The organism is Natrinema salaciae (genome assembly GCF_900110865.1).
GTDB lineage: Archaea > Halobacteriota > Halobacteria > Halobacteriales > Natrialbaceae > Natrinema > Natrinema salaciae.
Map to the genome: position 1 here is coordinate 147,949 of NZ_FOFD01000007.1, position 24,887 is coordinate 172,835.

Annotated in this window: 20 protein-coding genes; 15 read left to right on the forward strand and 5 right to left on the reverse strand. The window is 66.6% G+C overall.

Annotation, left to right across the window (positions count from 1 at the left end; genetic code table 11):
- Positions 1–151 precede the first annotated feature (151 nt).
- A complete protein-coding gene (locus BMX07_RS24925) occupies positions 152–3,427 on the forward strand; it encodes a carbohydrate-binding protein (RefSeq protein WP_090621779.1) in 3,276 nt (1,091 codons plus the stop codon).
- Between the two features lie 1,506 nt (positions 3,428–4,933).
- Here the strand turns inward: BMX07_RS24925 and BMX07_RS20670 are convergent.
- From BMX07_RS20670 to BMX07_RS20680, 3 genes are all read right to left on the reverse strand, one after another.
- Positions 4,934–6,787: an ATP-binding protein gene (locus BMX07_RS20670; RefSeq protein ID WP_090621781.1), complete on the reverse strand. Its 1,854-nt coding sequence runs from the start codon at positions 6,785–6,787 to the stop codon at positions 4,934–4,936.
- A gap of 56 nt (positions 6,788–6,843) precedes the next feature.
- Positions 6,844–7,650, reverse strand: a complete 807-nt coding sequence (locus BMX07_RS20675) for a cohesin domain-containing protein (protein WP_090621784.1) — start codon at positions 7,648–7,650, stop codon at positions 6,844–6,846.
- Between the two features lie 139 nt (positions 7,651–7,789).
- Positions 7,790–8,416, reverse strand: a complete 627-nt coding sequence (locus tag BMX07_RS20680) for a DUF7344 domain-containing protein (RefSeq protein WP_090621787.1) — start codon at positions 8,414–8,416, stop codon at positions 7,790–7,792.
- A 424-nt stretch (positions 8,417–8,840) separates the two neighbouring features.
- Here BMX07_RS20680 and BMX07_RS20685 point away from each other — a divergent pair, with 424 nt between their 5' ends.
- The 4 genes from BMX07_RS20685 (at position 8,841) to BMX07_RS20700 (ending at position 11,015) form a co-directional block, all read left to right on the forward strand.
- Entirely contained in the window at positions 8,841–9,173 is a 333-nt protein-coding gene (locus BMX07_RS20685; RefSeq protein WP_090621790.1) for a DUF7113 family protein, read from the forward strand.
- Between the two features lie 106 nt (positions 9,174–9,279).
- Positions 9,280–10,089 (forward strand): helix-turn-helix transcriptional regulator, encoded by an 810-nt coding sequence (locus BMX07_RS20690; protein ID WP_090621793.1) that lies wholly within the window; start codon positions 9,280–9,282, stop codon positions 10,087–10,089.
- Between the two features lie 156 nt (positions 10,090–10,245).
- Positions 10,246–10,479 (forward strand): DUF1059 domain-containing protein, encoded by a 234-nt coding sequence (locus BMX07_RS20695; RefSeq protein ID WP_090621796.1) that lies wholly within the window; start codon positions 10,246–10,248, stop codon positions 10,477–10,479.
- A complete protein-coding gene (locus tag BMX07_RS20700; protein WP_090621799.1) occupies positions 10,476–11,015 on the forward strand; it encodes a hypothetical protein in 540 nt (179 codons plus the stop codon). Before BMX07_RS20695 ends, BMX07_RS20700 begins: the two co-directional genes overlap by 4 nt.
- 90 nt (positions 11,016–11,105) lie before the next feature.
- Here BMX07_RS20700 and BMX07_RS20705 read toward each other — a convergent pair whose 3' ends face one another.
- The gene (locus BMX07_RS20705; RefSeq protein ID WP_090621801.1) at positions 11,106–12,383 is read right to left on the reverse strand and encodes a DNA double-strand break repair nuclease NurA; all 1,278 of its coding nucleotides are present in this window, start codon (positions 12,381–12,383) and stop codon (positions 11,106–11,108) included.
- A 125-nt stretch (positions 12,384–12,508) separates the two neighbouring features.
- Here BMX07_RS20705 and BMX07_RS20710 point away from each other — a divergent pair, with 125 nt between their 5' ends.
- From BMX07_RS20710 to BMX07_RS20755, 9 genes are all read left to right on the forward strand, one after another.
- Positions 12,509–12,772: a hypothetical protein gene (locus tag BMX07_RS20710; protein ID WP_090621804.1), complete on the forward strand. Its 264-nt coding sequence runs from the start codon at positions 12,509–12,511 to the stop codon at positions 12,770–12,772.
- Between the two features lie 207 nt (positions 12,773–12,979).
- Positions 12,980–14,500, forward strand: a complete 1,521-nt coding sequence (gpmI, locus tag BMX07_RS20715) for a 2,3-bisphosphoglycerate-independent phosphoglycerate mutase (RefSeq protein ID WP_090621807.1) — start codon at positions 12,980–12,982, stop codon at positions 14,498–14,500.
- Between the two features lie 95 nt (positions 14,501–14,595).
- A complete protein-coding gene (locus BMX07_RS20720; protein WP_090621810.1) occupies positions 14,596–16,329 on the forward strand; it encodes a histidine kinase N-terminal 7TM domain-containing protein in 1,734 nt (577 codons plus the stop codon).
- A 122-nt stretch (positions 16,330–16,451) separates the two neighbouring features.
- A complete protein-coding gene (locus BMX07_RS20725) occupies positions 16,452–16,871 on the forward strand; it encodes a hypothetical protein (RefSeq protein WP_090621813.1) in 420 nt (139 codons plus the stop codon).
- A gap of 377 nt (positions 16,872–17,248) precedes the next feature.
- Positions 17,249–19,867 (forward strand): alkaline phosphatase PhoX, encoded by a 2,619-nt coding sequence (locus BMX07_RS20735; RefSeq protein ID WP_090621818.1) that lies wholly within the window; start codon positions 17,249–17,251, stop codon positions 19,865–19,867.
- A 5-nt stretch (positions 19,868–19,872) separates the two neighbouring features.
- Entirely contained in the window at positions 19,873–20,562 is a 690-nt protein-coding gene (locus BMX07_RS20740) for a hypothetical protein (protein ID WP_175480228.1), read from the forward strand.
- 91 nt (positions 20,563–20,653) lie between these two features.
- Positions 20,654–21,667: a sodium:calcium antiporter gene (locus tag BMX07_RS20745; protein ID WP_090621820.1), complete on the forward strand. Its 1,014-nt coding sequence runs from the start codon at positions 20,654–20,656 to the stop codon at positions 21,665–21,667.
- Positions 21,668–21,777: 110 nt separating this feature from the next.
- On the forward strand, positions 21,778–23,070 hold the full coding sequence (locus tag BMX07_RS20750) for an O-acetylhomoserine aminocarboxypropyltransferase/cysteine synthase family protein (protein ID WP_090621823.1): 1,293 nt from the start codon (positions 21,778–21,780) through the stop codon (positions 23,068–23,070).
- 126 nt (positions 23,071–23,196) lie between these two features.
- Positions 23,197–23,586, forward strand: a complete 390-nt coding sequence (locus BMX07_RS20755) for a DUF7522 family protein (protein WP_090621826.1) — start codon at positions 23,197–23,199, stop codon at positions 23,584–23,586.
- Here the strand turns inward: BMX07_RS20755 and BMX07_RS20760 are convergent.
- Complete coding sequence (locus BMX07_RS20760) at positions 23,564–23,752, reverse strand: hypothetical protein (RefSeq protein WP_090621829.1); 189 nt, start codon at positions 23,750–23,752, stop codon at positions 23,564–23,566. The genes BMX07_RS20755 and BMX07_RS20760 overlap by 23 nt on opposite strands.
- Positions 23,753–23,938: 186 nt before the next feature.
- Here BMX07_RS20760 and BMX07_RS20765 point away from each other — a divergent pair, with 186 nt between their 5' ends.
- Positions 23,939–24,475, forward strand: a complete 537-nt coding sequence (locus BMX07_RS20765; RefSeq protein ID WP_090621832.1) for a DUF5813 family protein — start codon at positions 23,939–23,941, stop codon at positions 24,473–24,475.
- Positions 24,476–24,887 lie beyond the last annotated feature (412 nt).

The following is a 24,887-nucleotide window of genomic DNA, read 5'->3' on the forward strand; positions in this document are numbered from 1 at the left end:
TACCGCGTGACGACCGGTCGTGACCCCGACGAGGGGCTGCGCACCCGGCCCAGTACTCTACCGGGGCACCGATAGCTGCGGGACCGAGAATAAAATTATTTTAATATATAATAAAATAATTTTAAGTTATAGCCATACGAAGTAGTCTTTGATGGCGGAAGAGCGCATCAGCGGAGACCAGGACGGACAGTCGATCGGAAAACCATACCTCTCGCGTCGGCGGTTGTTGCAGACCACGGGGACACTCGCTGCGTTGTCGGGACTCGGCTCGACGGCGATCGCCTCGGAACACGACACGGACGACCACCACGTCGCCGACCTCGTACCGGCGTCGGATGCGACGCACAGCGCGACGACGAGTGGCTCGTGGACCGACCCGGCGACGTGGGACAACGGGGTTCCGGACGACGGCGCGCGCGTCCACGTTCCGTCCGGCGTCACGGTGACGTTCGACGCGAACCCCAGCGCGCGCCTGCAGTGGGTCCGGATCGACGGGACGTTCAGGGCCGCGACGAGCCGGACGGCCGAACTGCAGGTCGACACACTGATCACGACCCAGAACAGCACGATCCAGCTCGGCACGGAGAGCGATCCGGTCAGGCCCTCAAGCGAACTGACCGTCACCTTCATCGACCGCGGACCGATCGACGAGAGCTGGGACTCGGAGCGGAAGACCCGCGGACTGGTCGCGGTCGGCACCGTCGAGGTCCACGGCGCGGCGAAGACACCACACACGACGCTGGCGCACCATCCGACGGCGGGTGAGGCCGTCCTCGAACTCGAGGCGGCACCGACGAACTGGCAGGCCGGCGACGCGCTGGTCGTCCCGGGCGTCTCGCCGCGGGAGAACCAGGACGAGGAAGTGACCGTCGCGAGTGTCAGCGGCTCGACGGTCCAGCTGGCGGAGACGCTCGAGTACGACCACGTGCCGCCGGCGAGCGACCTCGATACGTACGCGCTCAACCTCGACCGACACGTTCGATTGCGCTCCGAGAGCACCGAGATAAAGCGCCGTGGCCACGTGATGATCATGTCGCCGGGTTCGACGATCCGGTATGCCGGCCTCTACGACCTCGGCCGGACCGACAAGAGCATCCCGTTCTCGAATCCGGCGTACAAGGAAAGCGAGATCCGGAACGACGGCGTGTTCGACTTGGACGTCAACGACAATCGACGGGCCCGGTACGCGCTGCACTACCACGAGACTGGACCCCGAACGGACGTGGAACCCCACGACGCGACCGGCTGCGTGGTCGCGCCGCGGACCGACGGGAACGGCTGGACGGGCAGTCCCGGGTGGGGCTTCGTCAACCACCAGAGCTACGCCCACGTTCACGACTGTGTGAGCTACAAAGTGTTCGGTTCGCACTTCCAGACCGAGACGGGCGTCGAACTCGGCAGCTTCGTGAACAACTTCGCGCTGCGCTCGACGGGCAGCGGCGACGACCCCGATTTCCGCGAAGTCGTCGCCTGGGCCGATCACGCCAACCGGCCGCTGATCGACGACTACGGCCACAACGGGGTCGGCTTCTGGCTGCACGGGCCGCTCGTGTTGAACGAGGACAACGTCGCGGCGGGCCAGCGCAACCACGGGTTCGCGTACTGGACCCGGGCGATCGGCGACTACGTGCCCGACGAAGTCGACGATCCTGCGGTCCCACCCGCCGAACTCGATCGCGAGATCGAGGAGTCCGACATTGGCAGACACCGGGGGACGATCCCGAACGTGCCCGCCCCGTACGCCGACGACCGGCCGTCGGAACAGCACAACGTGGCACCGGAGTCCGCCGGCCCGAACGTCGCTGAGTTCGCCCACGCGACCGACACCGCCGACGACGGGACGGTCTTCGTCGACGAGGGGTCGATCCCGCTCCGGGACATCGGCAACACGGCCTTCGCCTGCGGGAGCGGCATGGAGGTCATGAATCACATGCGCGGTGCCGGCTCGCAGATGAATGGGCAGACCGACTACTACGGGCTCATCGAAGACTACACCGCGTGGAACATCGGCCGACGCGACGGCGAGAGCGACCTTCCGGACACCCGGATTTACCAGAACGGGGATCTCAGCTTCGAGTTCCCGCGGGGGACCGGTATCGGCCTCGCGATGCGGTACGCCAGCCACCTGAAGGTCGTGAACCCGCGGCTCATCGGCGTGGGCGAGGGCGTCGGCATCACCCACAACATGCGAGCCGAAGGGCTGGTGATCGAGGACGCGACCATCGAGAACTGGAGCAGCGGCATCGGCGCGCTGACGGACGGGCGCATGGAGATCCGGAACCCGACGTTCAGCAACATCCGGAACTACGAGATCAACATCCAGGGCGAGCAGATCCTCGCGGGCAATCCCACCACCAAGCTGTGGGACGTCGACGCCGAGGACGAGATCTACATGAACCCGACGGACGACGTCGACACCGACTGGGACCGGGAGTACTGGCTCGACGACAGGCGGGTCTACTTCGAGGACGCCGCCCCCGGTGACACGGAGACCGATCCGCGGCTCGTCGGCGGGCGGATCGAACCCGGCTCGAGTAGCGACCAGGCGGCACCGAGCACGCCCGCGAACCTCTCGTCGCCCGCTCACACCGAATCCTCGCTCGATATCGACTGGGACGCCAGCAGCGACACCGGCGGTACAGGTCTCGATCACTACAACGTCTACGTCGACGGCGCGCTGGATCACTCCGTGGCCGCGGGCACCACCGCGACAATGGTCGGTGGCCTCTCGGGCGGAACGACTTACGACGTCCATGTGACGGCGGCCGACGGTGCAGGCAACGAATCCGCCGCCTCGAACACCGTCACGGTCACCACCGACGACGCTCCGTCGAGCCAGTCTGCGTACAACGGACCCCACCCGATTCCCGGTTCGCTTCAGGCACAGGACTACGACACGGGCGGCGAGGGCGTCGCCTACCACGACACCACGAGCGGCAACACCGGCAGCGCCTATCGCGACGACGACGTCGACATCGAGCCCTCGACCGAAGGCGGCTACAACGTCGGCTGGATCGCCAGCGGTGAATGGCTCGAATATACGGTCCAGGTCGAGAGCGCCGGCGACTACGACGTGGCCGCGCGCGTCGCCTCGAACTCGAGTGGCGGGGGTCTCACCGTCGACGCCGACGGCGACGCCGCATCGGCGAGTTTCGGCGCGACCGGCGGGTGGCAGTCCTGGACGACGGTCGACGTGGGCACGCTGTCGCTCCCGGCGGGCGAGACGGTCGTCCGCATCGCGGCAGACGCCAGCGACTGGAATCTCAACTATCTAACGTTCGCGAGCGCCTCGAGCGACGCCGGCACGGCAGAGACGGCGATCGACGTCGGTGGTTCGAGTGACACCGCCGGTGACGGGACGGAGTTCCGGGCCGATATCGCCACCAACGGCGGGTACACCGCGTCGACCGGGGATTCGCACGAGTAGCCGTTCGTCGATCCCCGACGGAGACTCGACATACCCGCCCGTCCGTCGTCCCCTGCCGAGTTCTCTCAGGGAGACGACGAGCGGACGGTCGCTTCCGGTCACACATACGGGTCCGTTCATGTATTATTTCCAATTGCGAATCCGAGAATCGACGCACTGCAGTCGGGTGGAACGATCACAGTTCTGTTTATTAGCGGGCTACTAGACAGGGATCGGACACGACTCCGTCGGGGACCGGATGCTGACCCGAGCGACGAACGGATACCAGCCACAGCGGTGCAAGACACGAGTTCCACGCATCGTCTGCGAACCGTCGACGCGCTCACGGAGCGGATCGAGACCACCGTCGATGCAGCGGGAACGGAAATTATGATTCGACCGACAGAAGTCGCGGCATACCTATGACACAACTATGTCTGTAAACGAACGGACGTCCGATCCGTCGAGTCCTCGTACAGCACCCCCTCGATCGACGCGCCGATCGGTCCGGCCGGGCAGTCCCTCGAGTCGCAGTGCCCGGCCCCAGCGATCGTCGCCTTTGCGCTCGAATTGGCAACAGCACCTGACCAAAGTACCACTTTTACATTCATATATTGAAGCTGCTAATTTTGGACCAAGTTGCGCAATCGACGAGAGACGGCCAGAGAGAGCAGCGTTGTATACACCTCGCGAGCCGAAATAACAGGTTCGTATGAGCAGCGATGAAATCACGATCGAACACCTCGACCGCCGGTATCGGCTATACACTGCTGTCGGTTCAGGACTGCACAGCGTGCCTATTCGGCTCGTTGCGACGGTCGGGGCGCACTTCACGGCCCTCCTTTCCGAGCGTCACCCGAGAACCGCCACCTCGAGCTCGCCATCCCTCTCGCCGACGATGCCAGACGTGTGCAGACGATCGCTCTGTATCGGAGCGCCGAGATCGGGATGGAAACGAGAACGAAACGATCGTTCCTGACATGTGTGTATTCCGATCGGAGCCCATAAATTATTGATTTCATACTATTTCTACCGGGCGAAGTCCGCGACCGTAGAATCGACGTGTGGACCGGTCGGTATCTCGTGGGAAGTGGGAATCGGTCCACGACGGAGTTGCGACTACGGGACACCTGGCGAGGCCAGCCCGATATCGCTGCGACCCGCCCGTCCCCCGGCGGGAGACGCGATGCGGGCGAAAAACGGGCGACACGCGAGCCGACGGAACGGACGCCTCTCCGTCCGCTTCGGCTGCCAACTGGCGGCTATCCGTCGGCGACTGTCGACGCGTCTCGACTCACGCACACGCCGCTACGACCTCTCCGCTCACTCGCCGGGTACCCGACGACGCGATCGCCGACGACATCGATACCGTCACGGCGGCGATCGAATCCGATGGCGACTGCGAGTGCGAACGGTTCCGTCGCCGGCACATTCCGGACGACGCAGGAGCACAAGCGCGGTTTCTGGCGCTCTCGAGCCGAGGTCGGACCGAGCGAACCGCACCGTCTCACGGAGTCCGGCCGTCGATCAGTCCCTGCCGTGCCGAGTCAGACACTTCGGGAGCCCGATCAGTTCGACCGGCTCCGAATTATCGGGCGAGTAAACGACCATCTGCCCTTTCTCCATGTAGGGCACCTTCGACTCGAGGTTGCTCGGAATGTTGACGCTCTTGATGGCGTCCTCGTCGCCGAGGTTGAGCACGACGGTGGTGTTGATCTGTTTGAAGACGGCGTCGTGGATGTCCTGGGGGTCCTGCGTGATGAGGAATAGGCCGAGGCGCTCCTTCCGGCCCTGTTTGGCCGCCTCGGTGAACTTGGTGATGACCTTCCCGGCCTGCACCGAGTCGGCGTCGGTCAGGAAGTTGTGGGCTTCGTCCATCCCGAGCACGAGCGGGGTCTCCTTGATCCGGTCGTAGGCCGGATCGTTCGAGAGTTTCTGATCGATGATGAGCGAGGAGACGGCGAGGACGATGGTCTCGGTCGCCCGACTGTCGTTGATGTGGTAGGTCGGAACGACGGTGAGCCCGCCCGGGCGGACGAACTCGTGGACCAGCTCGGTGATCGGGCGCGCGTCCTGATCGAAGACGTGGCCGAACCCGAGGACGCGTCGCCGGACGGCGTCGAAGGTCGCCTCGTGGACCCGACCCGACTCGTCGAGTTCCTCGCGCAGCGCGGGGTCGTCGAGGAACGTGGTGAACTCCTCGTACGTGCCGCCATCGCCGTACTGCTTCCGGAATCGCGGGAGGAGCACGGTGACGAGCGCGCCGTACTGGTTGTCGTTCAACCCGCTGCCGGCGACCAGCCACGGGTTGTCGTGGACCATCGAGAACGGAATCGTGAACTCGACCTGCTCCGCGCGGTGGTGTCCCGCCGCGTACGACGCCGAGCCGACCTTCGGGACGAAGGCGGTCGTATCGTCGTGGCCGCCGTACGCGATCCCCTCGCGCTCGAGTCGGCGGGCGAACTCGTCGTCGAGGTCGGGGTTGTCGTCGTGCATCTGTGCGTACTCGTCCTGCGGGTCGAACTGGACGACGGCGGGCTGGACCGCGCGACCGTCGTCCATCGGGTAGGTCCGCTCCGCGGCGAGATACTGCCGCAAGATGTTCTTCGCGCCGTGGGTCTTCCCCGACCCCGTCCCGCCGGCGATCAGGGAGTGGCGGAAGACGAGCGGATCGCCCGCGTCGTAGTCGTCTTTCAGCCGGTAATCGATGGTCGGTGGGGTGGCCGCCGTCCGCACCTTCTCGCCGCCGACCGAGAGATGACCGAGGAAGACCCCGTCGTCGGGCATCTTCAGTCCGGTCTTGATCTCCTCGGTGTCGTCCGCCTGCCGGATCACCGTCTGCGGTTTCGGGACCCGGTCGGTCATCCGCCGTTTCAGCTCCCCGTCGTCGTCGTAGAGAACGGCGACGGGCTCGAGATTCGCGACGAACTTGTAATCGGCCTCGTCGATCTCGTCGGTCCGCATCGCCCGCCGCGCGTGGATCTCCGTCGCGTCGTCGGCGCGGTACTGCTGGGCGTACTCGAGGCCGGTGATTCGACAGAACAGCGTCTCGCCGTCGGGATAGGGCGCGAGCAGGTAGCTCCCGATCCGGATCGACGAGCGGTTCCCCTGGGTGACGTAGGCCCGCAGGGTCGTCTCCTCGCCGTCCTCGGCGATGCGCAGTCCCTGGGAGACGCAGATCGTCCCGATACCGACGTCGTCGCCGCTGGGTTCGACCGGCGTCGGTTCGAACGCGTCGGCGGTTCCGTCAGTCGTCGAACTCCTACTCGCGTCGCGCTCGGACCCCGAAGACGACGTCGACGAGTCCGCTGCGTCGGCCGCCGCGCCGTCTCCGGTATCGGCGTCGGCGTCGAACTCGCCGAAGTCTCCCAGATCGGTCATATCAATCCCATCAGACCGGTTCCTAAAACACGTTTCCCTCCAGCTGCGCGGACTGTTTATCCGTGGCGACCGTCACCGCCGGTCGACGACAGAATCGACAGGAGTCCCACAGCCACGACGGCCGTGAGCGCGAGGCCGACCGTAAAGCCCGGAATCGGCTCGCTTCCGTCGGCGTCGTTCGGCTCGTCGGCCCCGGCCGAGTCGTTCGCGCTCGACGCCGCCGCGTCGCGGTCGATGTCGTCGGGATCGGGGTGGTCGAACGACGCGAGCGATTCGTTGCCGCCGTCGATGGCGACGGTCGCGGACTCGTCGACGACGGCGATCGGCCAGTCGCCGGTGAGGTCGATCTCGCTCTCGTCGAACGAGATCGTCGTCGTCCCGGGCGGCGCGTCCTCGGCGACGCGAACCGTCAGCGTCGCGATCGTGCCCGACCCCGTCGTCCCGTTGGCGGCCGGTTCGCGGCGCTGCTCGAGGATCGCGGTTCCCCGCTCGTGAGCGATCGTTTCCGCCGCGCGGACCTCGGTCTCGTCGCCCTCGAGCCACGGGCCGCGCCTCACCTCGGTGATCTCGAGGTAGTCGGGATGGTATCGAGCGATCAGCGTCGTCGCTTCGACGCCCTCGCCGCCGTGGCCGCCCTGGCTCCGGAGGGTAACGTCGAGCTCGATCGTCTCGCCGGGTGCGGCCTCGATCTGGGTCCGATCGGGCGAGAGGATCGCGACCTGATCGATCGCGACGGCCGTTCCGGCGACGCCAGCGATCGAGAGCGAAAGCGCGAGCAGGGCGGCTACCGTGGAAACACCGACGACTCGGGCGGCACTCGGCGCGGCGCTACCGGATCGGCCTCCGTCGTCACTCCCAGCCATCGTGTCGTTCGTCTCGCCGTACGGCCGCGAGGATGCTTATCGTTTCGGCAAGCGTCGAAGAGAACGGTGTATCGAGAAGTGCTCGGACGCGGACCGGCGGGTCGGGAGCCGCCGGTCGGGACTCGGACGCGGTCGACGCCTACTGGACGATCGAGACGACCTGGTCGTATCGCGTGACCAGCTTGGACTCGGGGTCGTAGCCGACGACGCCGATCTCCGCCATCGCGGGCAGGTGGGAGTGGTGGAGCGCGATCTGCGCGCGCTCTGCGTCGGCGAACGGTCCGCCGTCGTGGGCGCTGAGCCGAGCGGCGAGCTGCTCGAGCGAGAGCGGCTGGTCGCTCGTCTCGAGCGCCGAGAGGAGACGCATCCGGACGGGATCGACGAGCGTCTGGAGCAGCGTCTCCGCGTTCTCGTCGTCACAGAGGTCGAGGAGGACGGAGAGATCCGCGGGATGAACGGGCGGTTCGTCGACGAGGGCGACGCCGTCGTCGTTCCAGTCGACGATGTCGTAGTCCTCGAGTCGCGGGAGGTGGTTGTGCACGAGACTGATCCGAATCTCGTGACGAGCCTGCCCGTTCGAGACGTCGGTCGACCCGTCGGCCAGCTCCGTCGTCAGATCCGACAGCGAGAGCCGCGTCCGCTGGCAGCCGAGCACCTCGAGGAGGCGAAGCCGGCGCGGATGGCGGAGGATCTCGTAACACTCCGTCGGGACGTTCGCGAGTGGGTCGGTCGTGCTGTCGCCGCCGAGGTGAGCGTCCGAACTCATTACTCCACCCAACTCCTGCAATGGGGATAAGGCCGTTTCCAAAACGATTTGGGCCGAAAACTCTGCCCTTACTCACGTAATAGCCTGATAACCCGTTGAATCGCTCGAGAACGGGGGATGAGGGGAAATTGTCCTTGGTAATAGGTGCGACAGACCCACTGAATATGGCGATTCGACGACATACCGCGGATCGAGAATAGTATGTGTAATGATAACATACTGGTCGCCGTTCCTCGGTCGGCAGGGCGATAGCAGCCCGATTCCGGTCGTCCGCGTCGTCGTTGGGAGGCGGCGAGCGACTGCGGTGCTCGCACGACTGCGACCGGCGCGCCGGTATCGGCCGCCGTGACTGACCGACGCCACCGTGTCGCACGCATCGATCGATGCCACGACATTTTTGCGTCCGCGAAGCGTACGATAGCGTATGCTTATGGTACGCGGTCGCGCGGGGGGGACGGAGCTCACCGGAACGCTGTACGAACGGGGTGAACGAGCACCCTCGTTCCGCGGCGCTCCCGACGAAGACGCCGCGTACGTCTGGGTCTGCGACGAGTTCTACGAGGTCGACAGTGGCGGGACGACCCAGCTCGTCGACGGCCGGGAAGTCAACCTCGCCTTCGAGTCGCCAATGCCCCGCGGTTTCGACACCCGAGAACAGGCCCTCGAGGGGGCGAAAGAACACGTCCGGACGCAGTTCGCCCGAATCGGCGTCGATCCCGACGACGTCTCGCTCGAGGTCGAGAAAAACGACGGCTGAAACTCGCAGCGGGGACTTCGGTCCGCTCTCCCCGGAGACCCGTCCGGCCACTGACCGAGCGGAGACTAACGGTCACAACTATGCTACTGGCGTGCGTACGATTACCATGCTATCTGGAGTGACAAGCACGCCACTCGAGGACGTCGAGTTCCTCGCGCGATCGGACCACCGCGTCGCTGCGCTCGAGTCACTGACCAGCGGCCCGCGGAGCCGGGCCGAACTCCGGGAGACGACCGGCGTTTCGCAGTCGACGATCGGGCGGACGCTGCGCGAGTTCGAAGCGCGACACTGGGTCAGGCGGGACGGACACCGGTACGAGGCGACGCAGCTGGGGGCGTTCGTCGCGACGGGGCTGCGGGAATTGATCGAGCGGCTCGAAACCGAGCGGCAACTCCGCGACATCTGGCAGTGGCTGCCGATCGAGGCGAGCGGGTTCGCGATCGAAATGTGTGCCGACGCGGTCGTGACGGTCGCCGAGACCGACGATCCGTACCGGCCGGTGAACCGATTCGTGTCGCTGCTCCGGGAGACGGACCGGTTTCGGTTCGTCGGATTCGACCTGGCCTTACTCGAGCCGTGCAAGGACGAACTCGCTCGACGGATCGTCGACGGGATGCGGACGGAGATCATCGACCCGCCGTCCGTCGCCAGACACGTCCTCTCGACATACCCGGAGCACTGTGCCGAGCCGCTCGAGAGCGGCCATCTCGAGATTCGGCTCCACGACGACCTGCCGTCGTACGGCGTCGCCATCTTCGACCATCGGATCGGAATCAGCGGCTATAACCCCGAGAGCGGGACGGTTCGAGTGCTGGTCGACACCGACGCGCCGGCGGCGCGCGAGTGGGCGAAATCGACGTACGAGCGCTACAGACGCGAGTCCCGACCGCTCGCGCTCGAGCCCACGGTCGACTGAGCGTACTCGAGCGGCGACCGCGGTTCCCGGCCGATCGGCCGCTTGCGGCGACTGCCCGCCGGGCACCGGCTGCACGACGGTCACCGGCTGCACGGGACCCGCTAGATGCCTACACGACCCCTCGTATCGTCCCCTCGAGTGCGGGGTGGAGAAACCATGACTGAAGACCTGCAATCGAACGACAGCGTACCGGGGATACAAGTAGCGTGTGACACGGCGGTTTCGGGCTGTGTCTTCCGCATGCGGACCGAGGTGGACGACAGGGAACGACTGCTGGAGATAGCGCGCGACCACGTCAGGGAACAGCACGGGAAGGAGTTCGGCCTGGACGAGATCGACGCGCGCCACGTGGAAACGGTCGAGGTCGATCTCGAGGAGGAAGACCGGTGAGCGTAAATCGGGCGACGGCCGACCGACACCGGACCGATCACGAACTCGAGCGAGGCGGACGGATCGGGGCGCTCCTGATGGCGCTCGCGGGCGTCGCCTTCGTCGGGTACGGGGTCGTCTTCCTCGCCAGAACGTTCGTCGGAACTGGCTTCGAGCTCGGTGTCGCGACCCTGAACGGGGTGACGCCGGCCGAACTCGACGCGATCGATCCGGCCATCATGCACTACATCACTCACCTCCACGTGGCCACGGCGGCGTTTATCATCGCCACCGGAATCGCCATCGCGGCGCTCGCGTGGTACGGCGTCCGTAGCGGGCAACTGTGGGCGTGGGCGACGGCGATCGTCGCCGCCGTGATCGGACTGGCCATCGCGCTCCCGATGCACTACGTCGATCGCTTCGCGCACGACTGGGTGACGCACCTCGGCCCCATCTACCTCGCGACGATCGTGTTCGTGGTGGGCGCCGCGCTCGCCTACCGCGGACTCAGAGTCGGGGCTCAGACGGCGGAGCACAGCACGAACGCGGAGGCGTAGGACACCGTCTCGTTCGTGGTCGTCGGGCGCGCCACCGAACGGCGACCCGACAACCGGACGCGTCTCCGGGGACGGAGAGAGCGATCCGGGTCAATACGGCTGTTCGTCCCACCGGTGGTCGTCGTAGCTCCGATCCTGGGCGGCGTCGAACCGCTCCTCGAGCGTCTCGCGGAGCGACGCCTTCTCCGAGTTGCTGATTCGGGCGAGTTCGTCGGCTTTCTCGACGATCGTCGGCGGGCCGTGCGCGACGGCGACGTCCTGGAGCAACTGCAACGTCAGGCGCTCCCGGAGTTCGGGGTCCGCCGTGAACGCGTACGGTGCCTCGATCCGATACAGCAGGTCGTCGCGCGGGTCGTAGATCACGAAGAAGGTGACCTCGTAGGCGTCCCGCTCGAGGCGACGCTCGACGCCGAGCGCGTCGCCGTCCGCCGACAGCGGCCGATCGACGCCGCCCCGCGACCGGAACCAGTTCGTGTACGTCAGCGCCGACGTGTCCCGGTCCCAGCGCTCGCCGTCGACGTCGTCGACGTACTCGCCACGCTCGAGCAGGCGGGTGAACAGCGCCGAGTCGTCGCTCCACGGGACGCTGACGTCGACGTCTCGCTTCGACTTGAGGGTCCGCGTGAGCACGCGCGTGGCCGGGTTTTTGACGAAGCCGACGAGCGGGACGCCGCGCTCGACGAACGCCTCGACCAGCCGGATGTAGTTCTCGAGGACCGTCGTTGGGCGGGGATCCTCGAGCAGGAAGTCGGCGAGGTCGGGGTGCTGGTCGGCCCAGCGAAGGAGCCCCCGGGGATACAGGGGGCCGTCGAGGACGAGCAGGTCCGATACCGCGTCCGCGTGATCGCGAGCGTGGGTGCTCTCGGCGAGGTACAGCGCCAGCGCGTGGACGACGCCCTCGGCGAACCGCGGCAGCGGCGGAATCTTGACCGCCCGGCTCCGACTGTACCCCTCGTCGAACTTGCCCCAGTTCTCGTCGACCACCATCGTCTCGTCGTTCGAGTGGACCGTCATCACGGTCGTTCGCGACCGATGGAGGTCGAGATCGCTCGGGGTCGCGCTCATGGCCGCCTGTGCGATGTCGATGACGAGCCCGTTCCGAAACGTCGTCGGATTGATCGTCCCCGCGTCGAGGCCGTGCTCGGTCGGGAACTCCCGCTCGCGCAACGCGACGGCTTCGCAGTCGACGAGCCGTCGCTCCTGTGTCTCGAGCGGCTCGAGGACGATCCGCCCGTCGTGAACCAGCGGGTCCAGAAACGAATCCCAGACGGTCTCGGCGAACGCCCGACGGTCCCGGTCGTCGGTCCCGTGGTCGATCCGCCCTGCGAGCCGCGCGATGCCGTCGAAGTGGACCGGATCGAGCGTCATGACAGGTGGCTCCCACCGGACCCGCAAAAAGCCAGTGATCGGCGGTAAGACGATGTTAACTCGAGGGCGGGTAAATTACTATCAGAAAACGTATATATGGGCGCGTCGAGTGTCTCCATGTCTCGATGACCGAGCGCGAAACGGCCGCGACCACCCCCGACGATCGTGCGATCAACTGGCGACAGAACAGCGGCGGCGTGACCCTCTACGAGGAGGGGAACCCCGACGCCTGGATTCACGCTCGATTCGAAGCCGGTACCGCGCCGGAAGACCGTCTCTTCATGATCTGCGACGAGTGTGGTGCCGTTTTCGCGCAGCGGAGTAAGCCCGGAAACGGCACCGTCTGTGGCGACTGCGGGACGACGTTCGATCACCGGTACGACGACTAACGACCCGACTTCGAGGGACGAACACGCCGCGGGTTTTCCGGGAAGCGGTCCCGTCGCTCCGTCCGGCCGGGCCGTCCCTCGGACGTGACTATTCGGTGATACGTCGGCGGCGGGTCGGCGTCGTCACCCGACGTCGACGGGAACCAGTGACACGTGCCGACGCGGAACAACGACAGTTAGTTACGGCGCGCCGAGTTCCGAATTCGTATGGAAGCTGCGCTGATCGTCCTCGACGGCTGGGGACTCGGTGACGGCGGCAGAGACGCGGTCAAAGCGGCCGAGACACCCGTCTTCGATCGACTTTCGGAAGCAGGGTCGTACGGCCGACTCGAGGTTGCGGGCCGACGCGTCGGCCTCCCGGACGGCCAGATGGGCAACAGCGAGGTCGGTCACCTCAACATCGGTGCCGGACGGGTCGTCTACCAGGAGTACACGCGCATCTCGGATTCGATCGCGGACGGCTCCTTCCGGGAGAACGACGCGATCAACCGCGCGTTCGACCGAGCGCGGGAGAACGACGCCCGCGTCCACTTCCTCGGCCTGGTCAGCGACGGCGGGGTGCACTCGGATCAGGAGCACCTGCACGCGCTGATCGAACTGGCCGCCGACCGCGACGTCGAAGCCGTCACTCACGCGATCACCGACGGCCGGGACACCTCGCCGACCGGCGGCCGCAAGTACCTCGGAACGCTCGAAGACGTGATCGCCGAGCACGGGACCGGCGACGTGGCAACCGTCACCGGCCGGTACTACGCGATGGACCGCGACCAGAACTGGGAGCGGACGAAGCGAGCCTACGACGCGATCGTCGATCGAGACGCGGAGTGGACCGCCGACTCGGCCGTCGACGCGGTCGAAGAATCGTACGACCGCGACGTGACTGACGAGTTCGTCGAGCCGACGTTGGTCGCGGATCAGCCGGCGCTCGAGGACGGGGACTCGGTCGTCTGGTTCAACTTCCGGTCCGATCGGGCCCGGCAGTTGACGCGGATGCTCGCCGATATTCGGCCCGAAGACTGGGCGAACACCCTCGAGACCAGCCCGCCGGACGCCGAGGTCGTGATGATGACGCAGTACGACAAGACGTTCGACCTCCCCGTGGCCTACCCGCCGAACCAGCCGGAACAGGTGCTCGGCGAGGTGCTCGCCGACGCGGGCCGGACGCAGCTCCGGATCGCGGAGTCGGAGAAGTACGCCCACGTCACCTACTTCCTCAACGGCGGCCGCGAAGTCGAGTTCGACGGCGAGATTCGGAAGATCGTCGAGAGTCCCGACGTGCCGACCTACGACCAGCAACCCGAGATGAGCGCGCCCGACGTCACGGACACGGCGATCGAAACCATCGAATCGGACGACCCCGACGTGCTCGTACTCAACTACGCCAACCCGGACATGGTCGGTCACACCGGCGACTACGACGCCGCGATCGAGGCCGTCGAAGCCGTCGACGCACAGCTCGGTCGGCTCGTCGACGCGCTCGAGGACGCCGGCGCACACGTCCTGATCACCGCGGACCACGGCAACGCCGACGACATGGGGACCGAGGACGATCCCCACACCGCACACACGTACAACGAGGTCCCGCTCGTCTATCTCGCTCCCGACGGCACCGATAGTGGCTGGACGGTTCGCGAGGGCGGGACGCTCGCCGACATCGCGCCGACGATGCTCGAGGCGATCGGCCTCGACCAGCCCCCCGAGATGACCGGCGAATCGCTGCTCGAGTGAGCGCGGCGTCGAACGATGTGACGCTGTGCGATCGGCTCGCGGTCGCGCCCGTGTAGCCACAACACGGAAGTCACTGTACTCGTACCGTCCGTAGCATGGGAGTCGTTCCGTGGCCGGCGGCCGGGTCGCTACTGGCTGGCGGCGGAACGCTGCTCTTGCTCTCCTATCTCCGCCAACACCGCGGCAAACCGGGCGCGAACTGGTTGCTGCTCGCGCTCGTCGCGCAGGCGCTGTGGTGTTTTTCGTACGGGGTATCGCTGCTCGTCTTCGATCCCGCGGTACGGTGGGTCTTCGAGGCCCTGACCTGGACCGGTATCGTCTGGACCGGCGTGCCGTTTCTGGCCTTCGGCCTCGAGTACACCGGTCGCGGGAGCCTCGTCCGAACGCCCTGGTTCGGAGCGGTGCTACTCGTCCCGGTGATCACGACGCTGCTGGTCCTGACGAATCCGCTGCACGAACTCGTCTGGAGCGGGCTTCGGCTCGATCCCGTCTACGGCGCGGCGACGGTCTCCTACGAACCCAACGCGTGGGCCTTCTTCGCGATCGTGACCGGGACCGTCTTCGCCGCGTCGGGGACGCTGCTCCTGTTCGATACCGTCGTCAGTTACGGACCGCTCTACCGAACGGAGGCGCTCGCGGTGGGTCTCAGTACGCTGCCGCCGGGCGTCGCCCTGCTCGTCTGGCTCTTCGGGATCGGACCGGTCCCACAGCTCAACCTCTCTGCGGTCATGTTCCTGCCCCACGTGGTCCTCGACGCGTACGCGTTCGTCGGCGGTGGCATGTTCACGTACAGCCCCGCCGTCCGGCGAACGGCCGATCAATCCGCGGTCGAAGACCTCGAGAACCCGTTTCTCGTCGTCGATACGGATCGGCGGATCGTCGACTGCAATCCGGCGGCGGAATCCCTGTTCGACATCACGGAGTCGGCGATCCTCGGAGCGCCGCTCGCAGACGCGACCGGCCTGACGATCGACGGCGCGGACGCGCGGGTGCTCACGGACGCCGATCGAAACGACCACCGGGAACTCGCGGTGTCGACGTCCCGGCTCCGGAACGAAGCGGGGCGGATCGTCGGCCACACCGTCATCCTCCAGGACATCACCGAGCAGCAGCGACGCGAACAGCGCCTCGAGATCCTCAACCGGGTGTTGCGCCACAACCTCCGGAACGACCTGACCGCCGTCCGCGGCTACCTCGGTATCGCGGCGGATCGCGTCGACGACGACGAACTCGCGGCCATGCTCGAGGGGATCCACGACGACGTCGACGGCGTGCTCGAGACGAGCGAGAAGGCCCGCGACTTCGAGCGGGCGATCGAGTCGACCGGCCGGTCGCCGTCCCCGCTGGCCGCCCGTGACACGCTCCGTTCGCTCGCAGCCGCCCTCGAGACCGAACTCGAGGGCCGCGTCGACGTGGTCGTTCCGGACGACCTCGCCGTGCAGGCGAACGAGCAACTGTTCGAACTCGCCTTCGAGAACCTCGTCGAAAACGGACTCGTTCACACCGACGCCGACGAGCCCCGCGTGACGGTCGGATTCGAGGAACGCGGCGATCGAACCGCCGTCTTCACCGTCAGCGACGACGGTCCCGGGATCCCGGCACACGAACTGGCCGTCCTCGAGCGCGGCGAGGAGACGGCCCTGGAACACGGCAGCGGGCTCGGACTGTGGGTCGTCTCGTGGTCGGTCGGGGTCCTCGGCGGCGACCTCTCGTTCGAGACGGGGGAGAGCGGGACGACCGCAACCGTCCGTCTCCCCGAGAGCGTCGTTCCGGCGGCGACCGCGGCCGAGATGTCGAAACCGGAGCAGTCGGCGGAACGACCCCCGTGAGCCCCGCACCGCGCCGCACACAGTAGTCTCGGTATCGATCCGAACGGATCCCGAGAGCTATAGACGGCACATACGAAGGTTCAATGTCCCGATAGGAGTGGATTCCGCCGGGCCGTTTCGATATGTCCCAGTCCACACCTACCCCCGACACCGACGAATCAGTCGTCGACGCCTACGTTCTCGGCGTTCGCATCGTCGAGACCGACGCGGCCGACGGCGACCCGCGGTACCGATTCGAGGCGCCCGACCACACCGAGATTGCCTTCGCCGACCTGGCGGACGCTCGGCTCTACGCCGACGTCTACTTCGACGTCAACGGCTTCGTCGAGGAGAACACCGGCGAACGCGGCGTTCCACCCGAGGTCGTCCAGTCCGGCAAGGACACCCTCGCGGCGTATCTCGTCACGTGCCGGTGGGCCGACGTCAACTGGGTCGCCTCGTTCTACGGCACGACGCCAGAGACCATCGAGCGCTACTGTTCGTGGGTTCGCGACCGCGCCGACGAGATCCGAACGCGGGCCAGTACGGCCGATCTCGAGTAGGACGGCGGTTTCGGACTACCCCAGCCACGCTCCTCCCGTCGCTTTTCTCGGACCGACCGTCGTCGACGAGCCCTCGCCGAGCCACCGCTGAATCTGTCGCCCAGCGATCCCCTGACGGACCCGTCCGAGCAGGACGGGAGCGGAAACGCGAAGCGGTCGATCGTGGAACGACCGATTCCGGACGGACGGGACGGCTGACCGGGGACCGCCGGTCCGCTCGAGACGCCGATAGACCGAACAGTACGACAATAGACCGAACAATAGAACACATATCTCTCAGATCGCTCGGGAGCGGTCCGTAGCAGTTCTCGGCGTTCATTCGTCTCGATACGAATATTATAAAATCTAACTAAAACGCGGATGGTCGATCCCATCGCATGGTCGAATTTACCAGGCGGAAGCTGATGGCAACGTCGGCGGCGGCCGCGATCGGCGTCGGCGCGGTCGGAACGGCGAGTGGAGACGACGGGGACACGCCGGGTGCTCCGACGGTACGGGGGAGCCTCGATCGACTCGCGACGACGGCCCGCGGGGCGGAGGTCACTGGCCCGTTCGTCTTCGAGAACGGGGAAGTGCTGTTCAGCCTGCAACATCCGAGTCGGGAGAATCCGAGCCCGTACGATACGGCGGCGGTCGGCGTCCTCGCCGGCCACCGGTTCGAGTTCGACGGCCGGAACGACGAGTTCGACGAACTCGAGCCGCCGCGCTCGAACGAGGCCCAGGGCCGGGTCCAGGTCGCCGGCGGCGAGTACGAGATCCTCGTCCAGGAGGGCGACGAGATCAACGGCGGCGCGGAGCGATGGGGGCATCCCCAGACGCCCGACGGCACCGACATCGGCTCGTTCGTCGGCAGCCAGTACGGCGATGTCGGCTACAACCCCGACATGAACTTCTTCGTTCCGACCGACGAGGAGGGGCTCGAGGGGTACCTCTTTACGAACAACGAGACGAGTCCGGGCTGTATCAGCCGGACGCCGATCAGCCGCGGCGACGACGGCTGGGACGCCGATCCCGAGGGCGCGATGGAACTCGAGAACCGCGAGTCGTTCCGCGAGATCGGCGGGACGCGGATCAACTGTTACGGCGACCTGAGCCCGTGGGGGACCCCGATGTCCGCCGAGGAAGACTACAGTCACCCGCGCGTTTCGGGATCGGCGACGGTCGGCGACGTCGTCGAGGCCGGGAGCGGCGTCGGTCTCCGAGGCGCGGCGGCGTTCTGGAACCGGCCGAACCCGACCGAGATCACGGATGCGCTGGACGAGCTGTTCGACGAGAGCTGGTATCCGCAGGGGGGCTGGGCCCTCAGCGGCGTCGAGCTGCAGGCCTATTACCTCGGCGCCGACCCGGTCGATCAGGACGGCGAGACGAACACGACGGAGCCGATCGGCGACGGCTACCCCAACCGCTACCGGTACGGTTACATCGTCGAGGTGACCGAGCCCGCGAGCGCGGAACCGACGCCGGTCAAACACTACGCCATGGGCCGGGCCGCCTTCGAGTGTCCCGGGTTCATGCCCGACGAACGGACCGTCTACCTCACCTCCGACGGGGCGAACAAGGGCTTCTACAAGTTCGTCGCCGACGAGCCGATCCCGAGCTACGACGATCGGATGGACGTCCGCGGGACGCTGTACGTCGCCCGCGTGACCAACGAGGCGGCCGCAAAGAACGACCCGCCGGCCGAGGTCGACCTCGAGATCGAGTGGATCGCCCTCGGCACCGCGAGCAACGCCGAGGTCGCGTCCTGGATCGCCGACTACGACGATATCACGCAGATCGACTACCTCGAGACCCACGCCGAGACCGACTGGGAGACGGACCTCGAGACCGCGCTCGCCGAAGCCGACGAAACGGTCGCAATCGGGGGCAACCGGGACTACGTCACCGACGAGGAGGTCCTCGAGTGGGCCAGCCAGTACGAGGCGAACGGTCCCGACGGCGTCGACGAGGAACTGCGTCGGGTTCCCTTCCTCGAGACCCGCGCCGCGGCGAAGGCGGTCGGTGCGAGCGTCGAGTTCCGCAAGGCCGAGGGGATCGACGCGGTCGACGACGCCGACCCCGGCGACTTCCTCTACGTCGGGATCTCGGAACTCAACGACGGCATGGCGGACGAGAGCGGCGACATCCGGATGGACCGGGTCGACGGCGGCGTCGTCTACCGGGCCGAACTCGAGTCCGACTACGATATCTCGACGCTCGAGCCGGTCGTCGTCGGTCCCGACGCGACGGACCGCGAGTCGATCGTCGACGCCGCGCCCATCAACGTGGACAACCTGCTGGTACTGGACGACGGCCGCGTCCTCCTCTGTGAGGACAAGGGGAGCTTCGGCCGCTCGTACCCCAACGACGCCCTGTGGGTCTACGAGCCGCCGACGTCGCTGTCCGTCGACTCCGTCGCGGTCGGGCAGGAGGCGACCGGGACCGCCGAACTCACGCTCTCGTCGGTCCCGGACGGGCTCGCCGGCGGTCGCGTCACCGTCTCCCTCGAGCACACCGACGTCGCCGAAATCACGGGCGCGAGCTACCACGGCGCGATCGAACTCGCCGCCGACCCGACGATCAGCGCCGACGGCTCGACGGTCGAGTTCCAGTTCGCCGACCTCGACGACGAGATCCAACCCGGCGCGACGAACGTCCGGCTGGCGACCGTCGAGCTCGAGGGCATCAGCGCCGGAACGACCGATATCACGGCCGATATCCACGCGCTGGACGCCGACGACGGGAGCGCGATCGACACCCGGTCGCACACCGGTGTCGTGGTTACCGGACCGCCACCGATCGGCGACGGCTCCGGCGGCCGCCCCCCGACCGACGTCGACGGCGACGGACTGTACGAGGACGTCAACGGCAACGGCCGGCTGGATTACGACGACGTGGTGGTCCTGTTCGAACACATCGAGAGCGACTCGGTCACGCTCAACGTCGACGCCTACGACTTCAACGACAACGGCCGCATCGACTACGACGACGTCGCCGAGCTGTACGACGAGCTGTGAGGTCGATGGGACGACCACCACGACGGACCGCCCTGACGGCCGCCGTCTGCGTCGCGGTCGGTCTGGCTGTCGGCCTCGCGAGCCCGGGGATGGCCGCGAGCGGCGCGAGTGCCGACGCTGGGGCGACCCCGGCGGCGGCCGAGAGCCGCCTCGTCGTCACCGACGCGACCGTCGAACCCGGGGAGACGGCGAGCCACCGGATCGCGCTCACCGACGCGCCGAACGGACTCGCCGGCTTCAAGCTCACCCTCGAGCTGTCGACCGACGACGCGACCATCTCGGACGCCGCGTACCCCGACACGTACGGGAAGACGACCCCTCCCCACGTGAGCGACGACGGGCAGTCGGTGACCGTCGAGGCCGCGGATCTCACCGACGAAGTGACGGCGGGTGCGACCGACGTCACGCTCGCGACGGTCGAGGTACACGGGACCGACGCCGGCTCGACGGCGCTCGAGGTGACCGGGATGCAGGCCGACGCGGACGGCGGCGACCGTATCGCACCGTCCCTCGAGGCGGGGACGCTCACTGTCACCGATGACGGGTCCGCACCCACCGAGACCCAGAGCGGGCGATCGGCCGACGGGACTGAACGCGACGATTCCATCCCCGGCTTCGCGGCCGGAACCACGATCGTCGCGCTCGCCGCCCTCGTGGTCGCCCTGCTCGCGCGGTCCCGGCGCGACCCGCGGTGAGCCTTCGACCGGCCTCGTCGGCTCACGAATTCGATCGAGCCCTCGCGTTCGTATAGCCCGTTTTATACGATCGGCGGGGAAACCCGCACCTATGATCGAGGTCGCCACGCTGCTCCTGATGGCAACCGCCGGGACGGCGATCGTCTGGAAGGGAAGCGGCTGGCTCGAGGAGTCGGCGAACAAACTCGCGGTCGCGTACGGACTGCCGGCGGTCGTTCAGGGGGCCGTAATCGCGGCCGTAGGCTCGAGTACCCCGGAACTGGCGAGCGTCATTCTCGCGACGCTGATACACGAGGAGTTCGAACTCGGTGTGGGGTCGATCGTCGGCTCGGCGGTATTCAACCTCCTCGTGATTCCGGGGCTCTCGGTGCTCGTCGGCGGCGGGATCGACACGACGCGCGAACTGGTCTACAAGGAGTCGCTGTTTTACATGCTCGCAGTCGCGTCGCTGTTGTTGACGTTCTCGCTGGCGGTCATCTACAACCCGGCCGACGTGGCCGGCGGCCGAATCGGCGGGAGCGTCTCGAGACCGCTCGCCCTGTTTCCGATCGCGCTGTACGGACTCTACCTGTTTACCCAGTATCTCGACGCCACGGAGGCCGACAAGGCGGCCGACGCATCGATCGAGCTCGCCCGGGCGTGGTTCTGGTTCGTCGTCGGACTGGCGTTCATCGTCGTCGGCGTGGAGGCACTCGTCCGCGCAGCGATCGGGCTCGGTGCGGCGTTCGGGACGCCCACGTTCCTCTGGGGCATGACCGTCGTGGCCGCTGGCTCGAGTCTGCCGGATACGTTCGTCAGTCTCACGGCTGCGCGGGCCGACCGGCCGACAGTCACGCTGGCGAACGTCCTCGGGAGCAACACGTTCGACCTGCTCGTGGCCGTGCCGGTCGGCGTTCTCATCGCGGGATCGCGGACGGTAGACTTCGGCCACATCGTCCCGATGATGGGGTTTCTGGTGCTGGCGACGATCACGTTCTTCGCGATCTCGCGGACCGGAATGCGGCTCTCTCGACGGGAAGCGTGGTCGCTGCTCGTGCTCTACACAGCGTTCGTCTGCTGGCTCCTGCTGGAGAGTCTGGGCGTCGTCAGCGTGCTCGGGCTCTGAGAGAGCGGCTCGCTCCGTCCCGGATCGCCAGCCAGTCACCGATCGACGGTGTTCCTATCCGAACGGAATCTTCTAGTGGTTTTACTTAGACCGCCTGCAATGAGCCGGGTATGAGTGACGACTCGGACTCTGAGGGACACAGATTCGCCACGAACAGCATCCACGCCGGCCAGGAACCAGATTCGGCCACGGGTGCCCGCGCACCGCCGCTGTACCAGACGACGTCCTACGAGTTCGACGACACCGACCACGCCGCCGCACTGTTCGGGCTCGAGGAAGCGGGCAACATCTACTCGCGGATTATGAACCCGACGAACGCGATGCTCGAGGAGCGCATCGCGACGCTCGAGGGCGGCGTCGGCGCGCTGGCCACCGCCTCGGGAATGGCCGCGTTCGACCTCGCGACGTTCATCCTCGCGGAGGTCGGCGACAACATCGTCTCCTCGTCGTCGCTGTACGGCGGGACCTACACCTATCTCACCCACACCGTCGAAAAACGCGGGATCGAGACGAAATTCGTCGACACGCTGGACTACGACGCCTACGACGCGGCGATCGACGACGACACCGCCTTCGTCCACCTCGAGACGATCGGGAACCCCGCGCTCGTGACGCCGGATATCGAACGCATCGCGGATATCGCCCACGACCACGACGTACCGTTGTTCGTCGACAACACCTTCGCCACGCCGTACCTCTGTCGGCCGCTCGAGCACGGCGCGGACCTGGTCTGGAACTCGACGACCAAGTGGATCCACGGCGCGGGGTCGACGGTCGGCGGGATCCTCGTCGACGGCGGCTCGTTCCCCTGGGCCGACGGGGACTACCCCGAGATCGCCGAGCCGAATCCGGCCTACCACGGGATCAACTTCGCCGAGGCGTTCGGCGACGCCGCCTTCTCGGCCGTCGCCCGAACCCGCGGGCTGCGGGATCTGGGCAACCAGCAGTCCCCCTTCGACGCCTGGGTGACCCTGCAGAAACTCGAGTCGCTCCCGCTGCGAATGGAGAAACACTGCGAGAACGCCATGGCCGTCGCGGAGTTCCTCGCGGATCACTCGGCCGTCGAGTGGGTCAACTACCCCGGCCTCGAGAGCCACGAGACCCACGAGGAAGCGAGCGAGTACCTCGAGGGCGGCTACGGCGGCATGATCACCTTCGGACTCGAGGGTGGGTACGACGCCGCGGAGACGGTCTGCAACGAGGTGGAGCTCTCGAGTCTGCTCGCGAACGTCGGCGACGCGAAGACGCTGATCATCCACCCCGCGAGCACGACCCACCAGCAGCTCACCGAGGAGGAGAAGCTGGCCAGCGGCGTGACCGACGACCTCGTGCGCCTGTCGGTGGGGATCGAAGACGTCGACGACGTGATCGCGGACCTCGATCGGGCGATCGACCAGGTGTAAGCTCTCGCTCGACGGCCGCTTCGACCGCGGCTGCGACGGCGGCCGGGAGCAGTCGTGACCGGTGACGATTGCAGCTCGCTGTAACTAGCCCACGTCGTTAAGGTCACGGGGTTCGACTGTTTCACTATGCCGACCGGGATACTCACGTCAGAGGCAGCGGAGCAGATCGTCGCAACCTGTCGAACGGCCATCGGCGACAGCCTCCGTTCGGTCACCTACTTCACGCGCGACGACTTCGAGCAGGTCTACCTCCGCGAGGACCTGGAGCGCGACGCCGACCTCTCGACGTTCATCGGCCACGAGTGGCGCGGGTTCAAGACCACCCAGACCGCCTACGAAGGGTCGGAACTCGGCGCGTACGACTACACGATTCGCGTCTTCGACAACGGCTTCCTCATCCGCGTAACCAACGACAGCGAGGGCGTCTTCGTCACCACTGACGGGCTGACGGTCAAAGACTTCGAAGAGGTCGCGACGGCGCTCGATTCGTTCCTCAGCAGCCGCGAGATTTCGTAGTCGCGTCGTCGCTCGAGCGGTCGATGTCGCGGTCGTCCGCAGCCCGATCGTCTTCCTCGCCGTCGGCATCCCGCCCGCCGATGGGCAGGCCGGATCCCTGCTCGCCGTCGGTTCCGAGGAGGCGAGCGAAGCGACGGCGTTCCGCAGCGTGTCTGTCCAGACTCATGCCACCACTAGAGGCAGGTTTCCCTTGTAGTAATGCAGGCCGTTTTGGGGAGAAACACGGTACTTCCCACATGAAACGGTCCCGACGCAGTCTCGCGATTTTCGCGGTGTAACGGGTTCGTACGAATCGGCTTCCAGCCGACCGAACAGCGTAACACCCTTTTCCGCCACGCTCGTGGTGTCGACAATGACCGACCTTCCCGACGCCGTCGCACGCGAACTCGACTCTCACGACGCGTTCGCCCGGCGCGACGACGGCTACCGCCTCACGACGACCGTCTTCGAAACGACCGTGACGGCCGACGACGCCGACGGAAAGCGCGACGGCCGCTTTCGCATCACCGTCTTCCTCCCGACGCTCGACGCGGCCGTCGCCGACGAGGTCGTCGCCGACGTCGTCGAAGAGGGTTGGTTCGAGACGCTCGAGCGGCGACTGCGTGACGTGTTTACCGTCGCGCGCACGGACACGCACGACGACCCCGTCGTCGACCGGGACGCCGGCGAGGTCCGAGTTCGACTCGAGTACACCGCCTGGGACGCCGGCGAGGGCGTCGACGACGCCAAAGCCCTCATCGAGTTCGTCGAAGGGACATTCGCACAGGGGATCATCCCGGGCTACGAGTACCGCGGCGAGGCGGCAACGCTGCTCGAGAACGCCCAGAACAGAGGGCAGCAGGCTGCAGACGGCGACAGAAACGGAACCAGTGGCGGCATGCCGCTGTAAACCGAAATTTTACTCTGCGGTCTGCCGCGCTGGTGGCTTCGCCACACAGCGCGGCGTCCCTCGGTAAAATTTCGATCAAAAGCACTCCTCCTTCCCCTTCACACCGTTCCGGGTCAGTCGTCGGCCCGCTCGCTCACTGGCTCACGGCACTGCCGTTCGCCTTCCCGCGGCGCTTCGCGCCGCGCATCCGTTCACTCGCGGCGAGTGACGGTGAGTCGCCTGCCCTTCCCCGAGTCGCGGGGCTCTCACGTCTGCTCGAGCCCCGCTCCCGGCCATCGAAGTAGGTAACTCGTCTGATAGGACGAACACACTCACTGCGAGCAACTGATGGGAGCGAGCGTGTTGATCGTGAACCGATCATCAAGTGTTGTCTCAGCGAGCGAGCGGTTCGGAGAACCCGAGTGACGCTGTT